This is a genomic window from Streptomyces sp. NPDC002133 (assembly GCF_040296405.1).
In the GTDB taxonomy this organism is placed as follows: Bacteria; Actinomycetota; Actinomycetes; order Streptomycetales; family Streptomycetaceae; genus Streptomyces.
Genome location: NZ_JBEOXF010000067.1, coordinates 1 through 19367, shown reverse-complemented (window position 1 = coordinate 19367; position 19367 = coordinate 1). Strand labels below are relative to the sequence as shown.

19 protein-coding genes and 1 pseudogene are annotated in these 19367 nt (G+C 69.4%); 14 read left to right on the top strand and 6 right to left on the bottom strand.

Annotated elements, in window-relative coordinates; translation table 11 throughout:
• Positions 1-364: 364 nt before the first annotated feature.
• A complete protein-coding gene (locus tag ABT078_RS36285; protein ID WP_351235556.1) occupies positions 365-937 on the top strand; it encodes a TetR/AcrR family transcriptional regulator in 573 nt (190 codons plus the stop codon).
• A 36-nt stretch (positions 938-973) separates the two neighbouring features.
• On the opposite strand, the gene ABT078_RS36280 is transcribed toward ABT078_RS36285, so the two are convergent.
• On the bottom strand, positions 974-3211 hold the full coding sequence (locus tag ABT078_RS36280; protein WP_351235554.1) for a SpoIIE family protein phosphatase: 2238 nt from the start codon (positions 3209-3211) through the stop codon (positions 974-976).
• A 931-nt stretch (positions 3212-4142) separates the two neighbouring features.
• On the opposite strand from ABT078_RS36280, the gene ABT078_RS36275 reads away from it, so the two are divergent.
• From ABT078_RS36275 to ABT078_RS36265, 3 genes are all read left to right on the top strand, one after another.
• A complete protein-coding gene (locus tag ABT078_RS36275; RefSeq protein ID WP_351235552.1) occupies positions 4143-4961 on the top strand; it encodes an NADPH:quinone reductase in 819 nt (272 codons plus the stop codon).
• Between the two features lie 11 nt (positions 4962-4972).
• Entirely contained in the window at positions 4973-5155 is a 183-nt protein-coding gene (locus tag ABT078_RS36270) for a hypothetical protein (RefSeq protein WP_351235550.1), read from the top strand.
• A 218-nt stretch (positions 5156-5373) separates the two neighbouring features.
• Entirely contained in the window at positions 5374-5799 is a 426-nt protein-coding gene (locus ABT078_RS36265) for an SsgA family sporulation/cell division regulator (RefSeq protein ID WP_351235548.1), read from the top strand.
• Between the two features lie 101 nt (positions 5800-5900).
• On the opposite strand, the gene ABT078_RS36260 is transcribed toward ABT078_RS36265, so the two are convergent.
• A complete protein-coding gene (locus ABT078_RS36260; RefSeq protein ID WP_351235546.1) occupies positions 5901-6131 on the bottom strand; it encodes a TetR family transcriptional regulator C-terminal domain-containing protein in 231 nt (76 codons plus the stop codon).
• Between the two features lie 795 nt (positions 6132-6926).
• Between ABT078_RS36260 and ABT078_RS36255 the strand changes: the two genes are divergently transcribed.
• Both ABT078_RS36255 and ABT078_RS36250 read left to right on the top strand, forming a co-directional pair.
• Positions 6927-7775: an alpha/beta fold hydrolase gene (locus tag ABT078_RS36255; RefSeq protein WP_351235544.1), complete on the top strand. Its 849-nt coding sequence runs from the start codon at positions 6927-6929 to the stop codon at positions 7773-7775.
• A gap of 232 nt (positions 7776-8007) precedes the next feature.
• Positions 8008-8433, top strand: a complete 426-nt coding sequence (locus ABT078_RS36250; protein ID WP_351235542.1) for a hypothetical protein — start codon at positions 8008-8010, stop codon at positions 8431-8433.
• 101 nt (positions 8434-8534) lie between these two features.
• Here the strand turns inward: ABT078_RS36250 and ABT078_RS36245 are convergent, their stop codons facing one another.
• Positions 8535-8720 carry a hypothetical protein gene (locus tag ABT078_RS36245; protein WP_351235540.1) on the bottom strand — a complete coding sequence of 62 codons (186 nt, stop codon included), beginning with the start codon at positions 8718-8720 and terminating at the stop codon, positions 8535-8537.
• A gap of 195 nt (positions 8721-8915) precedes the next feature.
• Between ABT078_RS36245 and ABT078_RS36240 the strand changes: the two genes are divergently transcribed.
• From ABT078_RS36240 to ABT078_RS36220, 5 genes are all read left to right on the top strand, one after another.
• Entirely contained in the window at positions 8916-9134 is a 219-nt protein-coding gene (locus tag ABT078_RS36240; RefSeq protein WP_351235538.1) for a hypothetical protein, read from the top strand.
• Between the two features lie 1769 nt (positions 9135-10903).
• The gene (locus tag ABT078_RS36235; protein ID WP_351235536.1) at positions 10904-11551 is read left to right on the top strand and encodes an ATP-dependent DNA ligase; all 648 of its coding nucleotides are present in this window, start codon (positions 10904-10906) and stop codon (positions 11549-11551) included.
• A gap of 586 nt (positions 11552-12137) precedes the next feature.
• A complete protein-coding gene (locus tag ABT078_RS36230) occupies positions 12138-12455 on the top strand; it encodes a hypothetical protein (protein WP_351235534.1) in 318 nt (105 codons plus the stop codon).
• Between the two features lie 94 nt (positions 12456-12549).
• Positions 12550-12789: a hypothetical protein gene (locus ABT078_RS36225; RefSeq protein WP_351235532.1), complete on the top strand. Its 240-nt coding sequence runs from the start codon at positions 12550-12552 to the stop codon at positions 12787-12789.
• Positions 12789-13166, top strand: a complete 378-nt coding sequence (locus ABT078_RS36220; RefSeq protein WP_351235530.1) for a fic family toxin-antitoxin system, toxin component — start codon at positions 12789-12791, stop codon at positions 13164-13166. Before ABT078_RS36225 ends, ABT078_RS36220 begins: the two co-directional genes overlap by 1 nt.
• Positions 13167-13327: 161 nt before the next feature.
• Here ABT078_RS36220 and ABT078_RS36215 read toward each other — a convergent pair whose 3' ends face one another.
• Positions 13328-13810, bottom strand: a complete 483-nt coding sequence (locus tag ABT078_RS36215) for a GNAT family N-acetyltransferase (RefSeq protein WP_351235528.1) — start codon at positions 13808-13810, stop codon at positions 13328-13330.
• 138 nt (positions 13811-13948) lie between these two features.
• A pseudogene (locus tag ABT078_RS42970) lies at positions 13949-14237 on the bottom strand (IS110 family transposase); the annotation flags it as partial.
• A 90-nt stretch (positions 14238-14327) separates the two neighbouring features.
• On the opposite strand from ABT078_RS42970, the gene ABT078_RS36210 reads away from it, so the two are divergent.
• Complete coding sequence (locus ABT078_RS36210; RefSeq protein ID WP_351235526.1) at positions 14328-14486, top strand: hypothetical protein; 159 nt, start codon at positions 14328-14330, stop codon at positions 14484-14486.
• A 363-nt stretch (positions 14487-14849) separates the two neighbouring features.
• On the opposite strand, the gene ABT078_RS36205 is transcribed toward ABT078_RS36210, so the two are convergent.
• A complete protein-coding gene (locus tag ABT078_RS36205; protein ID WP_351235524.1) occupies positions 14850-15044 on the bottom strand; it encodes a hypothetical protein in 195 nt (64 codons plus the stop codon).
• A 1069-nt stretch (positions 15045-16113) separates the two neighbouring features.
• Between ABT078_RS36205 and ABT078_RS36200 the strand changes: the two genes are divergently transcribed.
• A complete protein-coding gene (locus ABT078_RS36200) occupies positions 16114-16983 on the top strand; it encodes a hypothetical protein (RefSeq protein ID WP_351235522.1) in 870 nt (289 codons plus the stop codon).
• Positions 16984-18008: 1025 nt separating this feature from the next.
• Positions 18009-18383, top strand: coding sequence for a cupin domain-containing protein (locus ABT078_RS36195; protein ID WP_351235590.1), 375 nt, complete (start codon positions 18009-18011; stop codon positions 18381-18383).
• The last annotated feature ends 984 nt before the right edge of the window (positions 18384-19367 follow it).

Here is a 19367-nt window from a genome sequence, read left to right as displayed (position 1 = left end):
TGGATCCGTTGCCGCCGCGGTCCCGGCTTCGGGGCCCTGTCGGCCGGCAGCGGAAGGAGGCCCCGCCGCATCTCCTCCTCCATGCGGCGGCCGCCCGGGACCTCGGCGTCGACCGGCCTGCAGTCGCCCGCGAGTCGTCGGCACACCGCCCTGCGGCACCAAGCGCTACCGCCACCGACGGGTCGGTGAACTCACCCTCGGCCGCGAAGCCTTCCCTGCGGACAATGTCCGACCGGACGCTCGTTGCGGACCGGCCCGTGAGCTCGGCTTGGCCCCTGCGCAGGGTCGCGGTGCGAGGTCTCCTGTGATCGGGAGACCCGTAGGCTATAGTGAGACGGTTGGTCGTATTTCTTTGGGAGCTGAGATGGCCAGAGCGAGCCTGCGCGAGGACATTGTCAATGCGGCGGTCGAGCAGTTCCACATGTTCGGTTTCACCGCGGCCGGGGTGAAGGACATCACCGACGCGGCCGGTGCGCCCAAGGGCTCCTTCTACAACCATTTCGAGAGCAAGGAAGCCCTGGCCGTCATCGCCGTGGAGCGGTACGGGGCCACCCGTGGGCTAGCGGCCCTCGGTGACACGAGCGTGCCGCCGCTGGCCCGGTTGCGTAGGCATTTCGAAGCCCTGCGCGACGAGAATCTCGCCTACGGGTTCAGCCGGGGCTGCCTCATCGGTGATCTGGCCACCGAGATCGCCGACCACAGCGAGGTTGTCCGCAAGGCCGTACAAGACAACATGCAGCAATGGTGCGACGCCCTGAGCGGGACGATCGCCGAAGCCCAGCAGGCGGGCGAGGTCACCAAGGCCCTGGAGGCCGACACCATCGCGCGGTTCGTCCTCGGTGCCTGGGAGGGAGCGCTCGTTTCGGCGCGCTCCGACAAGTCGGCGAAGTCGTTCGAGGCCTTCTTCACCATCGCCTTCGGCGTCGTCCTGCGCTGAGCGACGGCCCATCGGCCCCGGTTGCCGGCAGGCCGTTCACATGTCAGGCACAGGCAGGTCCACCGAGACTGTCTTGCCGCGGCCGTTGGGGTAGGTGTTCCAGGTGCTGGCCAGGGCTTCCACGATGAGCAGGCCGCGACCGTGCTCGGCCTCGGCGTTCTCCTCCTCGGCCAGGGCCAGAGGTGAGGGAACCGGCGGGTTGCTGTCGCAGTCCCGCACCTCCAACCGGACATGATCCGGATACGCCCGCAGGCGGACGTCGACATCGCTGCCCGCGTGGATGAGCGCGTTGGTCACGATTTCGGAGACGACGAGCTGGAGGGCTTCCGACATCTCCGCCAGCTCCCAGGAGCGCAACCGGTCGTCCACGAAGCTGCGGGCCACCTTGACCCCGTGCAGGTCACGCCGCTGGATCTGCAGCCTCCCCATGCGCGGCGCAGCCTTGCCGAGAGCGCCTTCGTAGCGGGCCAGGAGGAGTACCGCGTCGTCGCGGCGCTGCTGGGGACCGTGGACCTCGGCCATGAGGTGGTCGGCCAACTGCTCCAGATCGGTTCCGACTTCGTGGCTGCCGGATGTGAGCAGGGTTCGCGCGTAGGCTTCCGGGTCGCTCGCATGCCGGTCGACCAGGCCGTTGGAGTACAGCATCAGGACGGACCCGGGCTCCAGGGTGTGCTCACGCCACTGGTAGGCGTGCCGCGTCGTGACGCCGAGGGGCAGGTTGGCGGGCGCCTCGAGGGAGCCGATGCTTCCGTCGGGCCGTTGTACCAGCGGTTCGGGGTGGCCGGCCAGGGCCACGTCGGCCGTGCCGTCGGCCGTGTCGAGGGCGACGATGCAGCAGGTGACGAGCAGTTCCGTACCGAGTTGGGCGAGCAGTCTGCCGATCCGGTCGAGCACGGCCGTGGCGTGGTGCCCTTCGCTTGCGTAGGCAGCCCCCGCGGTGCGCACCTGACCCATGACGGCGGCGCTTTCCATGCCGTGGCCTTCCACGTCGCCGACGATCAGCACCATCTGCTCACCGGGCAGCCTTAGCACGTCGTACCAGTCACCGCCGACTTGGGAGGTGACCGTGGCCGGACGGTAGCGCGCGGTGGTGACCATTCGGGGCAGCTCGACGAGTGTGGGCGGCAGCAGCGTCCTTTGGAGGTATTCGGCGGCTTCGCGCTGTTTCGTGCCCAGTTCGACGCGCTCCACCGCCGCGCCCAGCATGTCTGCCATCATGCTCAGGACCGTCCGCTCCTCGGGTGGGAAGTCACGGGGCCCGGTGAAGGACAGGCAGCACACGCCCACGACATGCCTGTTTTCGAGGCGAGGAAACTCGATGACCTGCCTGCCACCGATGAGGGGAAGGTACGCCTCGGCTTGTGGCTCGCTGTCTGGCCCGTCGGTGTCGCCGTCGGTCTGCCGGCCACCGGAGAGGAACAGCGGGCGCCCGCGGACCGCCTGTGCCGCTGGGGTGCGGGCGTCCAGCCTGGCGCCGTGAAGGGTGCGGACGATGCCCGAGGAGGCGCCGCTGTGCCCCAGGATCCAGAGGCGGCCCCCGGAGGCCGACGCCAGGGCCAGGGCCCGGGCACGGAAGGGGGCCATGATGTAGAGCCGGGTGGCCGCGACAATGTGGTCCATGGTCGTGGCCTGGTTCAGCATCTCGCCCAGACGCCGCAGCGCATACATCATGCTCATGCCCGCGGACCCGGGAACCCCGGACACCCCCCAGCCCGGCGTGCAGACGTCCACACCGTGCCCCGGCCCGACCACCGGTGTGGGCCCGGCCGTGATCGCAGTGCCACGTTCGGCAAGCCCGGCGAGGGCCGCGGCCAGGTCGCCTCCCAACTCCTGCAGCTCTGTGCGGTCCGCGGCGTCGTATGCGCCGTGGCTGTCCAGACGGAGGACGGTGAGGGTACCGAAACGCCGGCCCGGGGCGATGACCGGGACCGCAAGAACGGCGTACGGATAGGGCAGCACGGGTTGCTGGTCTGCTTCGGGCAGCTCGGAAAGGACGGCCGCCCTGCCCGTGGCCAGGGCCCGCGCGGAGGGGTAGGGCGCGTCCAGGTCGATATGGCCGGGCAGCGTGAACAAGGAAGGCGGGCTACCGCCGATCATCGCGACGCGGAGCCGTTTGCTCTCCTCGTCCAGCAGGTATACCGCTGCCGCCACCGCATCCAGCCGGCGCATGGCCTCGCGGACAGCACAATAGAGAACCGCCGCGAGATCCGTGCCGCGGATCCGCGTCGAACCGCCTTGGGGACGGTGTTCTCGGGCTGCGCTGCTGCTCGTCACAGAACCGCTCCCTCCATCGCGAGTATAGGTTCGGCGAGGGTCTGCGGCAGGCCAGCGCTCGGCGTCAGGCGGCCCGCCGGCTGCCGGGTGGACTGCGACCGCCGGGTGGACTGCGACCGCCGGTGCCGCGCTGCGGCATCCCGGCCGCCGGCCTCCGTCACCGACGGCGGGGGAGTACGCCACTTTCGACCAGCGACACCCTCGCCCGCCCGGCGCGAGGCCCGCCACCGGCGGACGGCCCGCGACCGCTTCAGACCCGCGAGGAGTCCAAGATCGTGCTCCGGTGCCGCCACGGGAACCTTCCGTTCCTTCCGGTGGGGCCTGTAGCACTCTGTCGGCCGGCACTTCCGTCGCGTTCCACGACCAGCCGTAGCCGGCCACGCACGCACGCCAGGGCGGTGACCGAGGAGAATCGCAGGAAGGGCCTCACACCAGAGGCGTATCACCGCGGGTGAACGTCGCGCCGAGGGACGGTTCCACATTCAATCAACGCATGTTACTTTCAGCAGGGGCTCCTGTATCGCTTACAGGGAGGCCCCATCGCCCGGGCCGGCGCCCCGCTGCAGCCGGCCACGGCCGAGACCGACCGGACGCGGAGCTGTTCACGACCGTGCCCGAGGAACTCGGCGACCTGGCCCCAGGCCTGACTCCCCGCCGACCTCGGCCGACAGCCGCGGAAAGTGGTCTCGGGGCGGGATGACCTCCCGCCCCGTGTCAGCAAGTGTCAATAAGAGATAGCCAGCCGCCTCTCGCCTGTGGCGTCCGAAGGGGCTCACGCTTCAGCCGGCTCACCCTGTCGGCCGTCGGCGGCGACCTCGACGAGACCCAGGAGCCGGCTCACGCCCCTCACTCCTCCTCTTGGGAGGGCATTCCTACCCATTGCGAGATGACCGACCGTCTTGTATTTCTCTCCTCTTCTTAAGGACGCATCATGAAAGCTGTTGTGTATTCGTCGACCGGGCCGGCTTCGCAGGTATTGCGGCTGGTCGAGCGGGACGTTCCGGAGCCCGGCCCTGGGGAGGTGCGGGTGAAGGTGGCGTTTTCGGGGGTGAACCCGATCGATTCGATGTTGCGCCGGGACGGGGTGCCGTCGTTCGCGGAGGTGGTGCCGCATCACGACGGTTCGGGGGTCGTGGATGCGGTGGGAAGCGGCGTGGAGCGGCTGCGGTTGGGGCAGCGGGTGTGGTTGCGGGAGGCAGCTTTCCGCCGTCCGGGGGGTACGGCGCAGGAGTACACGGTGGTGCCCGCGCATCTGGCGACCGTGCTGCCGGACGGTGTCTCTCTGGAGACCGGTGCGGCCATCGGTATCCCGGCGATGACGGCGCACCGCGCGCTGACCGTTCACGAGGACGCCCCGCCCCGGCTGGGTCCCGATGTCCTGTCCGGTGCGACGGTGCTCGTGGCCGGAGGCACCGGCGCTGTCTGCCACGCCTCGATCCAGCTGGCGCGCTGGGCCGGTGCACAGGTGGTCGCAACGGTGCGTACGGACATGAAGGGGGACCTGGCCCGGGCGGCCGGCGCCCATCACGTCGTCAACCGCCACACCGCCGACACCGCCGCAGCCATCAGGGACCTCGCGCCCGACGGGGTCGACGTGATCGTGGAGATGGCACCCGTCGCCAACGCGAGCCTGAACGCGGCGGTCGCCCGCAACCACGGATGCGTCGCCGTCTACGCCGACCTCGGCAGCGACGGCGGCGATCTGGCCCTGCCCGTCGGGCGCCACATGTTCTGCGCTACCAGTTCCTGATCACCTTCGAGATGCGGGAGACGGCCAAGGCCAACGCGCTGGAAAGCGTCACCCACGCCCTGCAGGCAGGAGTCCTGCCCGCCGGCGAGGACGCCGGACTGCCCCTGATCATCCACCGCCTGGAAGACACCGCCCAGGCCCACGAAGCCATCGAAAACGGCTCCGGCGGCAAGGTACTCATCCGCATCGACTGACCACCCCGCCGCACCACCGCACACCCCCACCGCACACCCCACCGTGCGGTGCCCCCCGCCGGCCACCGATCCCGCCGTTCCAGGGCATCCACCACCTCGGAGCGCGGCCCGGCCGCCTGCCGCCCCACCCCGCCTGCCGGGCGCCTGGGGCTTGTTCGTGCCGCCCGGCGTTGCCCGGCCCTGTGGCAACTGCCTGTCTCGTCATGGAGTGAAAGTCAATGGAGTCGTTGAAAACCCTGGTCCTGGGCTGTGTATCCGTGCGGCTTGTCGTCTCGGGCGAGCCGCCCCTGTCCCTGCACATGAGACTGCAGTACGAGGCCACCGATCCCTATGTCGTCCGCGCCGCCTTCACCCTCGCCGACGGCGACGAGGCGGTTGAATGGAATCTGGGACGTGATCTCCTAGCCGAGGGCCTGATCGGTCCCGCCGGTGAGGCAGACGTCCGGATGTGGCCGGCCAGGCGCCCCGGCCGCTCTGTCCTGTACCTCGCCCTCGGGTCCCCCGAACACGCGGCCCTGCTCGAGCTCCCGGCGCAGGACATGAGGACCTTCCTCCAGGCCACGGAGACCGTGGTGCCACAGGGCACCGAGTCCGGGCACATCGACTGGGACACGGAACTGGCGCGCCTGTGCGCCGAAAGCTGAACGTCCCCCCGCCGGTGACAGCGAGGCGGGCCCGGAGGGAGGGTGGGCGTTCAGTTGCGGGCGGGGCTGGGACCCAGATCTCGTAGCCGGTGTTGTTGAAATCACGCTCGGTCTCCGCGATGAACTGAGCCCGCTGCGGGGGCACACCATTGCTGCAGTCCGTCTTGTAGGGCCTTGCGTACGACCTTGCCGTGGTCGGCAATCTCGGTGGCCAGATCACCCAGCAGACACCCCCGGCTGAACCCGTGGGTGACGTTCTCGTCGCGCAGGGCCTCGAAATGCCGGCGCAACCGGAGCAGCGGCGGCACGTTGGTGTCGCCGAGGACCGCCACGCCAAGGGTGCTTCTGCCCCGTTCCAGAGCGATGACGGCCAGGGCTTCCTTGCTCTCGCAGTGGTTGAGCAGGAGCCCTTGGGCGCACCGGCGGCGTCGGTGATGTCCATCAGCCCGGCCGCGGTGAAACCGAACAGGTGGAACTGCTCAACCGCCGCATTGACGATGTCCTCGCGCAGACCCGCTCTGGCTATCTCACCTCCCTTGAAAACGACCAACCGTCTCATGGGGTCGCGGTGGTGTGCTCCGGGTCATCGTCCCCACAGGCGCACCTGCGGGCCGCAGGCCGCGCGCGGCAGAGGCCGAGCCGGCACGCAAGGGCCGTCAAGCCCCGGCCCGTTCGCCGCAACGGAGTGCGTGCCGGCGCCGGGGGCCGCTTCACAGTCCCGCTTGCCGCCGTCGGCTCAAGCCTTTCCGCGGCGACGGGATCGGCGGCGGCGCGATGGGGCATACGGCGAGCCCCTGTTGCCCCGGATCCCCCCGCCCGCGCGCTCGGTCGTCGGCCTCGGTGACCCCGAGCGCACGGAGACCGCCGTGGGACGGTGCGGAGCCGATTCGGATGGCTGTGCCGGGGTGGGTTGTGGCTGCCGGGCCGCCGTGTACCGCGAGGGCGGTGTTGCTCAGATCACTCATGGAGGTTTCTCCTTGATTCGCGGGGACGTCCCTGCCAGTCTCTAAATGACCGGTCATCTCAAGACCTGGTTTCTCGACTCGCCCCGGGCGAGCCCGGCACACAACCGCCTGCCCGGGGCGACACCCAGCGCCGCAACCGCCAAATCCCAAGGACAAGAACCCATGAATCTCAAGACCGTCTTCCGCCCGACCCGCAAGAACACCGCCGTGCTGGCTGCCGCCACCGGCGTCGCTGCGATCACACTGACGGCCACGGCCCCGGCCAACGCTGCCAAGGCCACGCACCACCCGGTGAAGAACAAGCCCACGGTCGTGTTGGTGCACGGCGCCTTCGTGGACGCCTCCAGCTGGAACCCGGTGATCAAGCGCCTGCAGCACGACGGCTTTCCGGTCGTGGCTGCGGCCAACCCGCTGCGCGGCCTGGCGAACGACTCGGACTACCTGCGCAGCCTCCTTGACAGCATCAAGGGGCCGATCGTGCTGGCCGGCCACTCCTACGGCGGTTCCGTGATCAGCCAGGCCGCCGCGGGCGACCCGGACGTCAAGGCGCTGGTCTACATAGCCGCCTTCGCGCCCGACAAGGGTGAGAGCGTGACGGAGCTGGGCGAGAAGTTCCCGGGCGCCGAACTGGGATCGGCCCTCAACGCCGTGCCCTTCCCGCTGCCCGGCGGCGGCACCGGCACCGACCTGTACGTCAAGGCCGACAAGTTCCACTCCGTGTTCGCCAACGACGTGCCGAAGCCACTCATCGCCCTGGCGGCCGCCGCCCAGCGCCCGGTCGCCGCCTCGGTCTTCGGTGACGAGTCCACCGAGGCCGCCTGGAAGACCATTCCTTCCTGGAACCTGATCACCACTCAGGACAAGGCGATCGTGCCCGCCGAGCAGCGCTTCATGGCCAAGCGCGCCCACGCCCACACCGTCGAGGTCAAGTCCTCCCACGCCGTCACGCTCTCCCACCCCGGCGCCGTCACCCGCCTGATCGAGCAGGCCGCCCGCACCACCGTCCGCTGACACCCGTCACTCGCGATTGCCGCCGCCGCCCCGGTCTCCAGCTGATCAACGGCGGCGGCGATCGGGGCCCGGTCAGGTCCGGCCAAACTCCCGGTCACCGGGCCCCGGCCGTCAGGGCCGGAACGAATCCATCCGGGGAGCACCTGTGCAGCGCGGGACCGCCGCGTGCCACCGGAATGCCGGTGACAGAGTCTGCCGGCCACAACAGCTACTTTTCATGTGAGGGAACCCTATGGCAGTTGCACGTTTTCATCTCATCTCCTCGCTCAGCCCGTCAGAGGCGCTGGCGGTGCTGACCGACTTCGGCCCCTCGCGGGCCCGGAACTGGCCCACGATCGATGCCGAGCACCTCACCGTCCACGCGATCGGCGACACCTGGGCCGAAGTGACCGAAGGAACCAAGTCCGCGTGGGAACGCGCCCGCTACGAGTGGGACGCCGCACAGGGCCAGGTCGCCATCACCACGCATGACTCAAAGGTCTTCGGACCCGGTGGCGGCTGGGTCTTCCAGCTGACCCCCGTGAGCGACGGCACCCGGGTCGACATCGAACTCACCCGCGATCCCAGCACGTTCAAGGGCAGGATCCTCGCCACGTTGCTCCCGGTCATCGCCACGTCCCTCCGCAAGTCCTACCGGCAACCCTTCAAGGCCAGGTAACCGTTCACTGAATTTCAACGATTCTCGGTGATTCGCCCATTACTGGGGGAAGGCCCCCGTCTCACTCACGTATGTCCGTACCCGGAGAGGCAGTTTGGGTTTCACCGCCCGGCATCCGGAACATGTCTTGCTGCTGCGGAACCAGCGGTCGGCGACTTCGAGCCGACCGCCGTTCCACACGGTGTGCAGGCGAGCCGGCGGCGGATCTCTCCGAACCCGGCATCAGCGACGAAGCGGGCGAGCTTGCGGTTGTTGAGCATCCCGGCGACATTGAGGTCTTCCACCACGACCGTTTGTAGCCTCCACGGCGGCAGGCCACCAGGCATCGGACGGCACAGCCGTGCGGTGAGCCACTCGTTGAAGGGGCGTGCGGGCGTCTGTGCGCCGCGGAAGTCACGTGCGGTCGGACCAGGGGTCTCACCGGCGGCGCAGGTGCTTGCCAAGGAGAGCTGGTGGTTCGGCGCCGTCGTTACGACCGGAGCATGGACACCGCGGGCACGGGGGCGGAGTTGGCGCGACTGTCGGAGCGGGACCGGAACATCGCCGAGGAACCGGTGGAGCGGGCCCGCCGGGGCGGGCTGCACCTGGTCGGCGACGGCGGCCTTCTCCCGAGCCTGAGCAGGATGGTTCTGGAAGGCGCCCTGGAGGCCGAACTCAACGCGCGCGGGAACATACGTCGTTCACCACCTTGGGTGTCATGATCATTGATGCCCCCGGGGTCGTACGGCGTTTCCTCGGCGCGGAGCATCCGCATGTGATTCACACCCGTCTCGACCAGGCCCGTGCGCTCGCTGCGGCCCGACGATGCGGCCGAGGCTCTGGTACGGGTCACCGCCGACGCCCGCCGCATGCTGGAGCCGGGCCACGGCATCTGCGCGTGGCCGAGGAATTGCTGGGTGAGGTACGCAGACGGTAAGGGGAGCACGCCAGCCGCTGCCCGCCTGGATACCGGGCCGGTCACCCTGTGGGGACAAGTTCCGCGCTCGGCCGGTGGAGGCCACCACCATCCTGGTGCTGCCCGGCCCTCCTTCAGTCCGGGGCCGGGGACCGGGGACTCAATGTGCGGGCGGCGTCGACGACGCCGCCGGGCGAGAAATTCCTGGCTCGGCGGTCAGCACTGCCGCAAGATGATGCCTCCCATGCGTCGGCTCCCCGCCGGCGGGCGGGCCGGGCCTCGCTGCGTACCGACGTGTGACAGGGGCCCGGCCGCCTTCTGCCGTACGACCGCTCATCAAATACGGCATGAATCCAGCGAAACCCGATCGGGCGGCTCTGTCCAGTCGCGAAGGTCCTGGCCCATGGGAGCTGCCACAGGACGGCGCCCGCGGTTTCCGGAGTGGGGGCTGTGGGATCGCAGGCAGCCGCCCGCCCAGCGCAGCTGTCGTCTTGGGCAGCTTCCAGTCCGTAAGCAACCGTCGCCCGGAAATCCCGCCGCGCATCAGACTCCGTCGGACCCCACCACCACGCCCCGGGCGGGCACCACATAGCGGTCCGTGGTCACCCTCGACCGACAACGGAGCATGCGGCAGCGATCCGCGTCAGGGCCGGGGCGGGTACAGCCCAGCCGCCGCGTACATCTGTTCCGCGCGGAGGTCCGGCTGTCAGGCGGGGGGCGTGCCGAGGGCAGCGGGGCATCTGCGAGCCCTGCCTTTCATGCGGGCCGGCGCTGGTGACCGGCCGGTAGCCGGTGCGCAGCAAGGTGTGGAGGTAGTTGGCGCGGGCCGGGCTGCGGGGGATGGCCTGGGTGCACAGGTGATCGTGGTGGGCCGGCGGCAGCGCGGCGAGGCCAGTGATGTGGGCGGCTGCGATCGCGTGCCGTCGGCCGGGGTGTGGCGGTCACCGAGGGCGGTGGTGATCACTGCGGCACCCGTCGCGACCAGGTTAGGGCTCACCGTCCGTGCCTGTCGGTCATCCCGTCGGGTTGGGCGCGGCGCCGATCGCCCACACGCGCCGGGCAGCGGGTGACGGCGAGCGTGAGCGGCCGGGGCGGGCATGCTGCCACCGGTCAGGCCACCGATCGCCGGGATGGGTGTGCAGGACGGCGGCTGGTCGATCTCGATGACGACCTGCGGGTTCGCGGCCAGTACATGGGCCCGCTTCTCGGGCAAGGCGACCACTGCCACCGGCGGCGGGGAGGGTGCGGCTCCGCGATCGACCCAAGCCCCCGTGAGCGCGATGGACGCACCCGCGCCAACGGCTCCACGTCGGTGTCCTCCTCCAGCAGTGCGAACAGCGCGGTCGCTTCGATCGGCGGCAGCCCGCCCGTCAGCAGCCCCACCGGATACCGGCCCCCCGCCCGCATGCCCCGCCCCGGTGCCTGTTCTTCCCGCCCGCCGCCCCGGCCGGCTCACCCCACGCGCCGCGGCATCGGCCCGACGGGCGTCACCGATCCGACCCTGACAGTGCGCCGAGCGCACCCCCCCAGGCGGGCAGGTGGCCGAAGCGCACCGCGGGGGGCACGCTGGAAACCATGAGCGTGCACCCACCTCCCGCCTCGCATGGTGCGCTGCCTTCCCTGACACCGATGCTCGCGGTCGTCGGCCCACCACCCGGACCTGAGACAGAGGCCGAGTACGCGTATGAAACGCTGTGGAACGGCGCCCGCGTCATCGCCCATCTGCCCGGTGACGGCAACGTGCGCCTGCTCTCGCCGACAGGGCTGGACATCACCGCTCAGTACCCGGAATTCCAGTCGCTGGCCGATGTGCTGCCCGCACCGGAGGCAGTGCTCGACGGGGAGATCATCACTCTGGACAGCCACGGGCATGCCTCGGTGGAGCAGCTGCAGCAGCGAATGAGCCTGCACCATTCGGACGCCGTTGCCCACGCCCGAGAGGACCTGCCCGTCCATCTGATGATCTTCGACGTCTTGTATCTCGGGGAACCCACGGTGCACCTGCCCTACACCTCCCGCCGGGATCTTCTGGACGACCTTGCCCTGGCCGGACCCGGCATCGCCGTACCCGCGGCCTGGCCCGCGAGCGCCGCGCAGGCCCTTGAGCAGGCACACACGGAAGGCTTCGAGGGCGTGGTCGCCAAACGGCTCACCAGCCCCTATCTCCCCGGACGTCGCTCCCGTGACTGGATCAAGATCAAGCACCTGGTCGCAGACACATGAGCCGCGCATCGTGTCCCCATGTGGACGAGCCGCACGACGTTTCTCCGAACGGCTCCAGCACCTGACGGTCCCACTCAAGACGCGGGCGGCGGACAGGAGCCTGAGGGGACGGGGATGACGTCGTTGGCACCGGTGATGATGACGATCAGGCTGGGGTGCAGCGGTCGGGCTGCCGTACGCGCTTGAGCCCTCGGCACGTTCATCACCACGATGCGCGACGCGGCGACGGCCGGCCGCCTGCCTGGAGGCGGACTGGGCCGCCGAGCTCGACGCCCTCGGCATGGTCCGGGACAAGCACGACGCGGCCTGGCGCGCCCGCCTGACGGCCGCGGCCGAGTACCTCGCCGCACACGGCCACCTCGCCTCCCCCGCCGTAACCCCGGTGGGCGTGGCTGGCCGAACAGTGGCACCTCCCAGCCAAGAACCAGCTGAATGCGGCCCGGGCCGCCGCACTCAACACGCTCGACCCGTACTCAGACTGGCGGCTCCGTACAGCGCGGACTGGCGCAATTACCACCTCCTGCGCCACCACCTGTCCGCCGACCACGACCCCCGCCGCCCTCACCCGCGACGCCCACTCGGCACGGTGAAGATCGGATCCTGGCTGCACCGCCCGCTCACCACCTGGCGCAACCTCCACCCCGGCCAGCAGCACCTGCTCACCCGCCTCGGCCTCACCCGTGACACCAATCCCTTCGCCCCCGACCGCAGCACCCACCGCACCTTCGAGGAGACCGTCCAGCTCATCGAACTCTTCCTCCACCGCGAACGCCGCGCCCCCACCGCCCGCGAGACGATCACCGGCGACGGCGAAACGGTCCGGATCGGCCCCTGGTTCGCCGAGACCCGCACCAGGCACCGAAGCACCGCACCGGGCAGCTCGACGCCGCTCACGAACGCCTGATCGTCGTTCTCTTCGACGGGGACTGGGCAGGTGAGGACGCCGCTCCCGCCGCTGTGGCCTGGATGCCGCGGTAACAACTGTTACCATGTCGGGTATGGCGAAGACACAGCTGGGCGCACGAGTGGATCAGGACGTCGCGGAGCTCGCGAAGATGAGGGCCGCCGACCTCGGGCTGAGCATCGGGGACTACCTCGCCCGGCTGGTGCAGGACGACGCCAGCGGCCTGCGCGCCCGCGCGGTGGATGCGGCCGCCCGCTTCCTCGCCGAGCACCAGGACGTCTTCGACGAGGCCGAGGACGGCCGGCAGACCTCGCGGGGAGCGCGCGCGGCCTGATGGAACTGCACATCGACGTTCCCTGGATTCTGCAGGTCGCCGAGGCCGCCGGGGCTGACGACCCTGCCCCGGACGACTACGGCGTGCCCGTCTCGGCGGTCGCCCGGCACCGGGCCGAGCTGTTCGAACAGCCGGTCTACGACGGCCCCTATGCCAAGGCAGCTGCCCTCGTGCACACCCTGGGTCGGTGCCGCTGGCTGGAGCGCTCCAACATGGCCGTCGCGGCCGCCACGGGCGTCATGTACCTCGAAGCCACCGGCATCGCCGTCAAGCCCACGCGCGACGACGCCATCGCACTCAAAGACCTGCTCCTTGACCCCACCTGCACCGCCGCGAACATCGCTGCTCTGCTGCGGACCTGGCCAACAGCCACCTGACGCCCGAACCCCTAACCGCGCCGGGCAAAGTAGACCGCGGCCGGAAGGTAGAGCAGTACGATCCGCCGCTACATCATCTGGCGGAACCGCCACGCCGACGACCGGCGCCTACGCGTCGTCATCGAGGGGGCAAGGATTGCGTGATCCGACCTGGGCAGCCCTCAGCCGTCCGTGCCGCCCTTGGTGTACTCAACTCTGGCCGGCCCCTCGCCCTCAAGCCGATCCCCGTGATCCCAGCCGCACGCCTCGTAGAACGATTTCGCCGCCGTATTGTCCGGGAAGGTCTCCAGCCGGATGGTCGAGTACTGAGCGAGGAGCGTTTCCTCCGCGTGCCGAAGCAGGAAGCGGCCCAGCCCTCGACGGTGATGATCGGAGTCGACCATCATGAGGTCGACCGTGGGGCCATCGAGGATGGAGAGGCCGACGATTCGGCCGTCTTGGCTCAGGCAGTGCACGCCACCCCGCTCCAAGTGACTCTTCACGTGTGTGTCCGAAGCACCACTGTCGATAAACCAGTCCACTGCCTTGTCGCCGAGAAACCCGCGGTAACAGGTGTCGATCGTGCGACGCGCGAGAGCTTGGAGAGTGTCAAGATCTTCCCGGGTCGCAGGGTGGATGGTGGGGCGGTGCTGTCCCGTTGACATGGTGCTTCCAGCTTCTGCGTAAGGGGTGGGCACCCGACTCTAGTCGCCCAGCCGTACCTCAATCGAGACGTCGTGACCGGCGCCGGGGAACCACGATGGCGTCGCAGCACGACGGGGTAATCGTTGCCTTGATGTAGCACTAGTGATGATCTCGGCGTCTGGGTGCCGGGGGCAAGCCTCCTCCACCGCGATGGCCAGGTCATCGGCGGCCTGCGAGGCAGCTTCGAGCTGGATGAGGAGTGCGAGCATCTGTCGGCCGAGTGCGTTCTCGGCGAGCGGCGGCTGGTGGGCCCGCTCGGGTGCGGAAGACCTCGCGGAGCCGGTTGGCGTCGGCTTCGATGCCGCGCTTGCGGCCGGCACGCTTGAGCGCGGCCTGGAGCTGCATGTGGGTCAGCTTCGCGGCCCGGGTCGGGGTGGGAGCGCGCCTCGCGGTGCTGGATGGCCCGCTCCTCTGCTTGTCAGTCCTGATCGGTAATCTCCCGGCGGGAGTCCACAACGCAGCGGAGAGATGGATCGCATGGGGGCGAAGACAGCGGTGCTGGCCTACGCGGATGTCGCTGTGGCCGATGTCCTCCAGGGCGAGCCAGAGAGCGACTGCGGTCGCGCTGCCGCTCTGGTGGCTCGGGTTCGCCCAGGTCAGAGCAGTGAGGAGGACGGCGAGGAGCCCTGGGAGTAGGCAGAGGCCGTTTACCCGCCCGAGGAGCGGCTCACCGCCCGCACACCAAGGAGCACGCCGACACCGACGAGCCGATGGCCCGCCGCATCGTCGCCCAGACGGCCACGTGCCTCGCCGCCGGCGCGCATGCCCTCGGCGCAGTGAACCGACGCTGCTGCTGAACGTGAACGAAGCCGGGCACGCCGAGCATCGGCCGCGCTGTTCACCTGATGTCTCCCAGGAGGTCGCGGCCTTCAGGCCGGGGAGGGCCTGCCCGCCGCCGAGGAGCGCGATGCGGGCGCAGGTGGCGTCCCCTGTGCGGGGAGGTGGGCGAGAGGGGCCGGCGGGCCGCCGCCCGGTGAAGCCGGGACCGTGGGGCTGCGGCTAGAAGTACCTGCAGGTGAGCCACTTTTCGTGGTCGTAGTGGTCCTGCGACGGGTACCGCGCTATGAGGGGAACCACTTCCGTCGTGTCCTCCGGCCGGACGCGCTCGGGCAGGGATCCGAACCGGGCCTGCCGCGACGAGGCGGCGGTGTCTTCAACCGTGTCGACCTTTTTGACCTTCTGGGTGTTCGGCATGTGCCGCGTCCTTTCGATTCGGTGTTGTGGACTCGGTGGCGGCGTAAGGCACCGAGCACGATGCCCGGTTTTTGCCGTCGTCCGCGGACGTCAGAAGACCTGGAGGAAACAACCGCACGTGATGGTGAGCACGGCCACCGCTACCGTGGCCGTTTTGAGTGCTTTGGGAATCTTCACGGGAACCTCTGGTGGGGGATGGGGGAACGGTTGCGGTCCGCGCCCACGACGGGGGCCGCAGGCGCTGCGTGGGCCGGGGGTGCTGCCTGCGGGGCCCGTCAGGGGCGGCAACGGTCGGGGCCGGTGTCGATAGGCCGCTCCTTACCGGCCGGCCCTGTATGTGTCCTCAGCTGCGTTCACTGTCGACCCTTGCACCCCTCTCCGTCACCTGTCAATGGGGTGACTGTGAGGGGTGGTCGGTCTCACGGTCCGAGCGTGAAGGGCTGTTCTGCACAGATGGGTTTGCCGTCGGGATTGTGGCGGGTGCCTCACCTGCGGGACAGCTGGTCGAGGAAGAGGAGGAGGCTGCGGCCGTTCTCGTCGGTGGTGCGGGAGCGGCACAGGCGCGGGGCGCCGTCCTGGTGACCTCGATCGGATCGCTGCAGTGGACGGTCGGCTGGTCGCCTGCGTCGCCGTCCTCACGGAGGCAGCCAGGCGTAAGGCCGCTCAGGCGGAGAGCGACAGCGCCGCCGGCCGTCACTGTGCCCACTGCACGGGCCCCGAGGGCCGGGCCTTGAGGACCTCATTGACGCGGCCGGTCTGCCGACCACGGTCGGCTCCGGCTGTCAGGGAAGGTCACGTGGCCTTGTGTGACGGCGCAAACGCCGCGCACAGGCAACTTGCCTCGGGTGCTGGGCGGAGCGCCTCCATCGATTCCCTCGATCCCGCCGCCGGGCCACGACCGCACGAACAAGCACCGCGGGCACGTCCTCGGGGCGGGCGCCGTCGTTGTCCCGCTTCGTCACCACTGATTACGGAGCAGAGCTGTTGACCGTACGGGCCCCCTTGGATGCGCCGGAGCAGTATGTCGATCCATTCGACATGTCGACTCATTCGACATAGCATCGTTGGTGTGACCGACCCGAACGAAGCAGCACGCCTCGCCGCTCTGTCCGAGCTCATCGCCTGGGCCGAACGCCGGGAACGGCTCAGCGAGGACCGTGCCGACGCTGTGGCCGCTGCTTGGCGCACCGGCACCCGCAACGTTGCCGAGCTCGCCCGCCTCGCCCGTGTCTCCCGCGACACGATCTACGCGGATCTGGCCGCCCGAGCCATCAACCTTGGCTCTCGCGAGCAGGAGATCCCAGGCCCCCAGAAGGGCAGCGGAATTCCCCTCCGAGCCGACTCGGTGCGCACCGTTGCCAGGATCGCCGACGCTGTCGCCCGGCCCGCCGTCTCTCATGACCCCGACGATCCACTTGTCCGGGTGGCGCTTGCTGCGTCGCGCGCGCTGGAGACGGTGGCCGACGTGCTGGAGCCACCGTCGGACCAGGGGCCTGGCTGGACACCCCGAGAGACGCTGCCCAGCCTGGCGGGCGAGGGGGAGGAGCTTGCGCACCACAGCCGCCGGGCCTTGGCCGCCCTCGCCGAACCAGCCGAACTCATGGCAAGCTCCGAAAGCTACCGACAAGGCGTCCTCCACGGCGGCCGTCACGCGGTGGCCGACGGAGCGAGTGTGACTGTCACTCTGCCGACGGGCGGGGCCATCACGCTTCAGGTGGGACGCGACGAAACCGGCTGGACCCGCCTGACGAGCGACAGCCCCCTCGTGGTCGAGGGCGCCGACAGCCTCGACCATCTGGAGGCACAAGCGGCCCTACAGGTTTTGGCTCGCATCGCCACGCGCCACCTCACGGAGGCCGCCCTTGCTGAACACCGCAAGGACGCTCGGCCCGGAAGCCGCCCCCCGCGTACTCGCACCATCCCGGGTAACGACAACTGACATCGGGGGTTTGCCCAGGGCCGCGCCGGAGATCCGGTCGCCCGACGGACGAGGGCTCTCAACCCGCCTATCTGGTCCCAAGTGTTCACCGCCTGGCCTGGACCGGCCTTCCCACAGCGAGAACGCGACGAACTGGCGATTCGCCGGGGCAACCGCTGATGACCAGCTTGTCCTGTGGGGGTGGTGGCCGGTGCACTCGTGCCGGTGTGCCGGTGTGCCGGCGGCGGCGAGGACGACGAACGCGGTGAGGAGGGCCGCGAGCGTCATCGCCATGGTGGCCGGCCCCAAGGAATCTCCGCTCCGGAGGACGTTCCTGAGGGCTACCCCCACGCCTTGCGCGAGCACACCGGCGACTCTCGGTATGCGCGCCTGCTGCGTACAGCACGGAGAGCGTGTCCCTCCCTGCATGGGGTGGCAACGTGGCGTGCGCGGTGCGGGCGAACCGACGAACCAACTCCGTAACTCACTATTCCACTCCGCCACCGGTACGCGATTCGGCCTGCGGACACCCTTGCTGACCTGATGCGATGAAAGAAGCGGGCCTCCCGCTCCTGCCGGGTGCGCAGGACGCTCTGTCTGTCCAGGCCGCAGCCGACCACGTCCCGCAGACCCACGCATCACCCACCGGTGGACCCGGGCTTACGGGGACTAGGACCGTGCTGCTGTTGTGGCAGCGTTCACGGCCGAGACTGCGACGGTGCGCTACGTCCTGCCTGGTCCTGACCGCTGCCCCCGGATGCGGAGGCGGCCGGCAGGAGACACCCTGGTCTGGGGTGCTGTCTGCACGAGGCACACGTCGCACGGCGTGCCACCGATGCGGGCCCGAACCTTGTCTCCACTGCGAACCACGTTGTGCGAGCCCGGAATTGAGGAACCCGGTCGACGCCGAACGAGCCGACGGTGCACCGGCCCAGGAGGCGGTGACCGACGCAAGTCATCCGCTCCGGGCAGGCCTACGGAGGTGTATTGCAGTGTCGGAGAAGGACTCAGTGAACGAGACGGCCGAGCAGGAGTTCGGCCCCAAGATGCTTGCGGACGTTCAGCCGCCCTTCATTCCCGAGGGCGCCGCGGGGATGACCATCCTCGTCCAGTGGCCTCCCGGTCACCCCGGCCTTCCTCCGCACCGCCACGCGGGGCCGGCTTTCGGCTACGTGATCGAGGGCGCGGTGCGCTTCGAGATCGAGGGTGAGCCGGAACGTGTGGTCACCGCCGGTGACACGTTCTGGGAGCCGGGTGGCGACGTGATCCACTACCAGGACGCCAACGCCCTCTCGGACGCGACGGCCAAGTTCGTCGCGTTCATGCTGTGCGAGCCGGGTCAGCCGATGTACACGCTGGTCGACGAGGACGAGCTGAAGAAGCGGGCGCACCTGCGCGCCCCTCGTCCCTCCGCCGGCTGACCCGCGAGATGCGGCGAGATCGAATCACCGCTCGAACTTGACACTCGGCCTGGTATCCGCCGTACGCGTCCTTCGGCTGATCATGGCTCCGACCAAGTGATACACGTGACCAGCGCGAAGGCCGTTGAAGATGAGTGTCCGGTGTCAGCATGTCGGGCAAGATGCGTTCGCGGAACTGGCTTGCTTCCGGGGCGTGTTCTATTCCCGACTGACCAGGCGTGCGGACGCGCTGCTCGAGCTGTCTGACGCCGTGCACCGCTGCCACACGCGCCGCAGCCGCGGCGGCGGGCGACGCGGGGGTGGCTTCGCCGACGCGGCCGGGGCTTGTGGGCAGACGGGCCGTTCACATCGTCCCCATCCGCGCGGGGAGGTTTCTGTCACACCATCAGGGCGATGCTGGTCTTAGCAGCCCTGCGCGGCGACGGACCGGTGAGGCAGTTGGCCGCGTCCCAGATCACTCGCATCACGCCTGCATCAGGAGATCTACACCATCCCGATCCACAAGGCGACCAGCAGATAAGTGCTGGGACAGCTTTCCCGAGGAAGCGTTCCACGACTTCGGCCTTATCCGCATCGACTACTACGAACTCGTCCTCATCGACCGCCCGGCACACGACGCTCACTCTCCTCGTCGCAGCCGATGACTCACGCCGCGGCGAACAGTCACCGGCCGCTGGAAGGGAGGCATTCGGGCAGTTCCAATAACTAGCCACCGCCAAGGGAGAGCCCGAGCGGGCCGGCCTGGAGTCATCCCCGTGCCGTGCGCCGACTGAGTGGGGACACGTAACGCCGTGGAATCTGCTCCGGGTGGCGGCCAAACGGGACATCTGGCGGCTCGCCCATGCCGTGGATTATCAAGATCAGTACTTCCGTTGGCCTCGACCAACCAGGGGCTGCCATCACCGCGGATCACGGTCGCCAGACTGTTTACGTGCGCACGGCCCGGGACAGGTGGACGAGCAGCGCCCGTCATGCGGTTGTTGT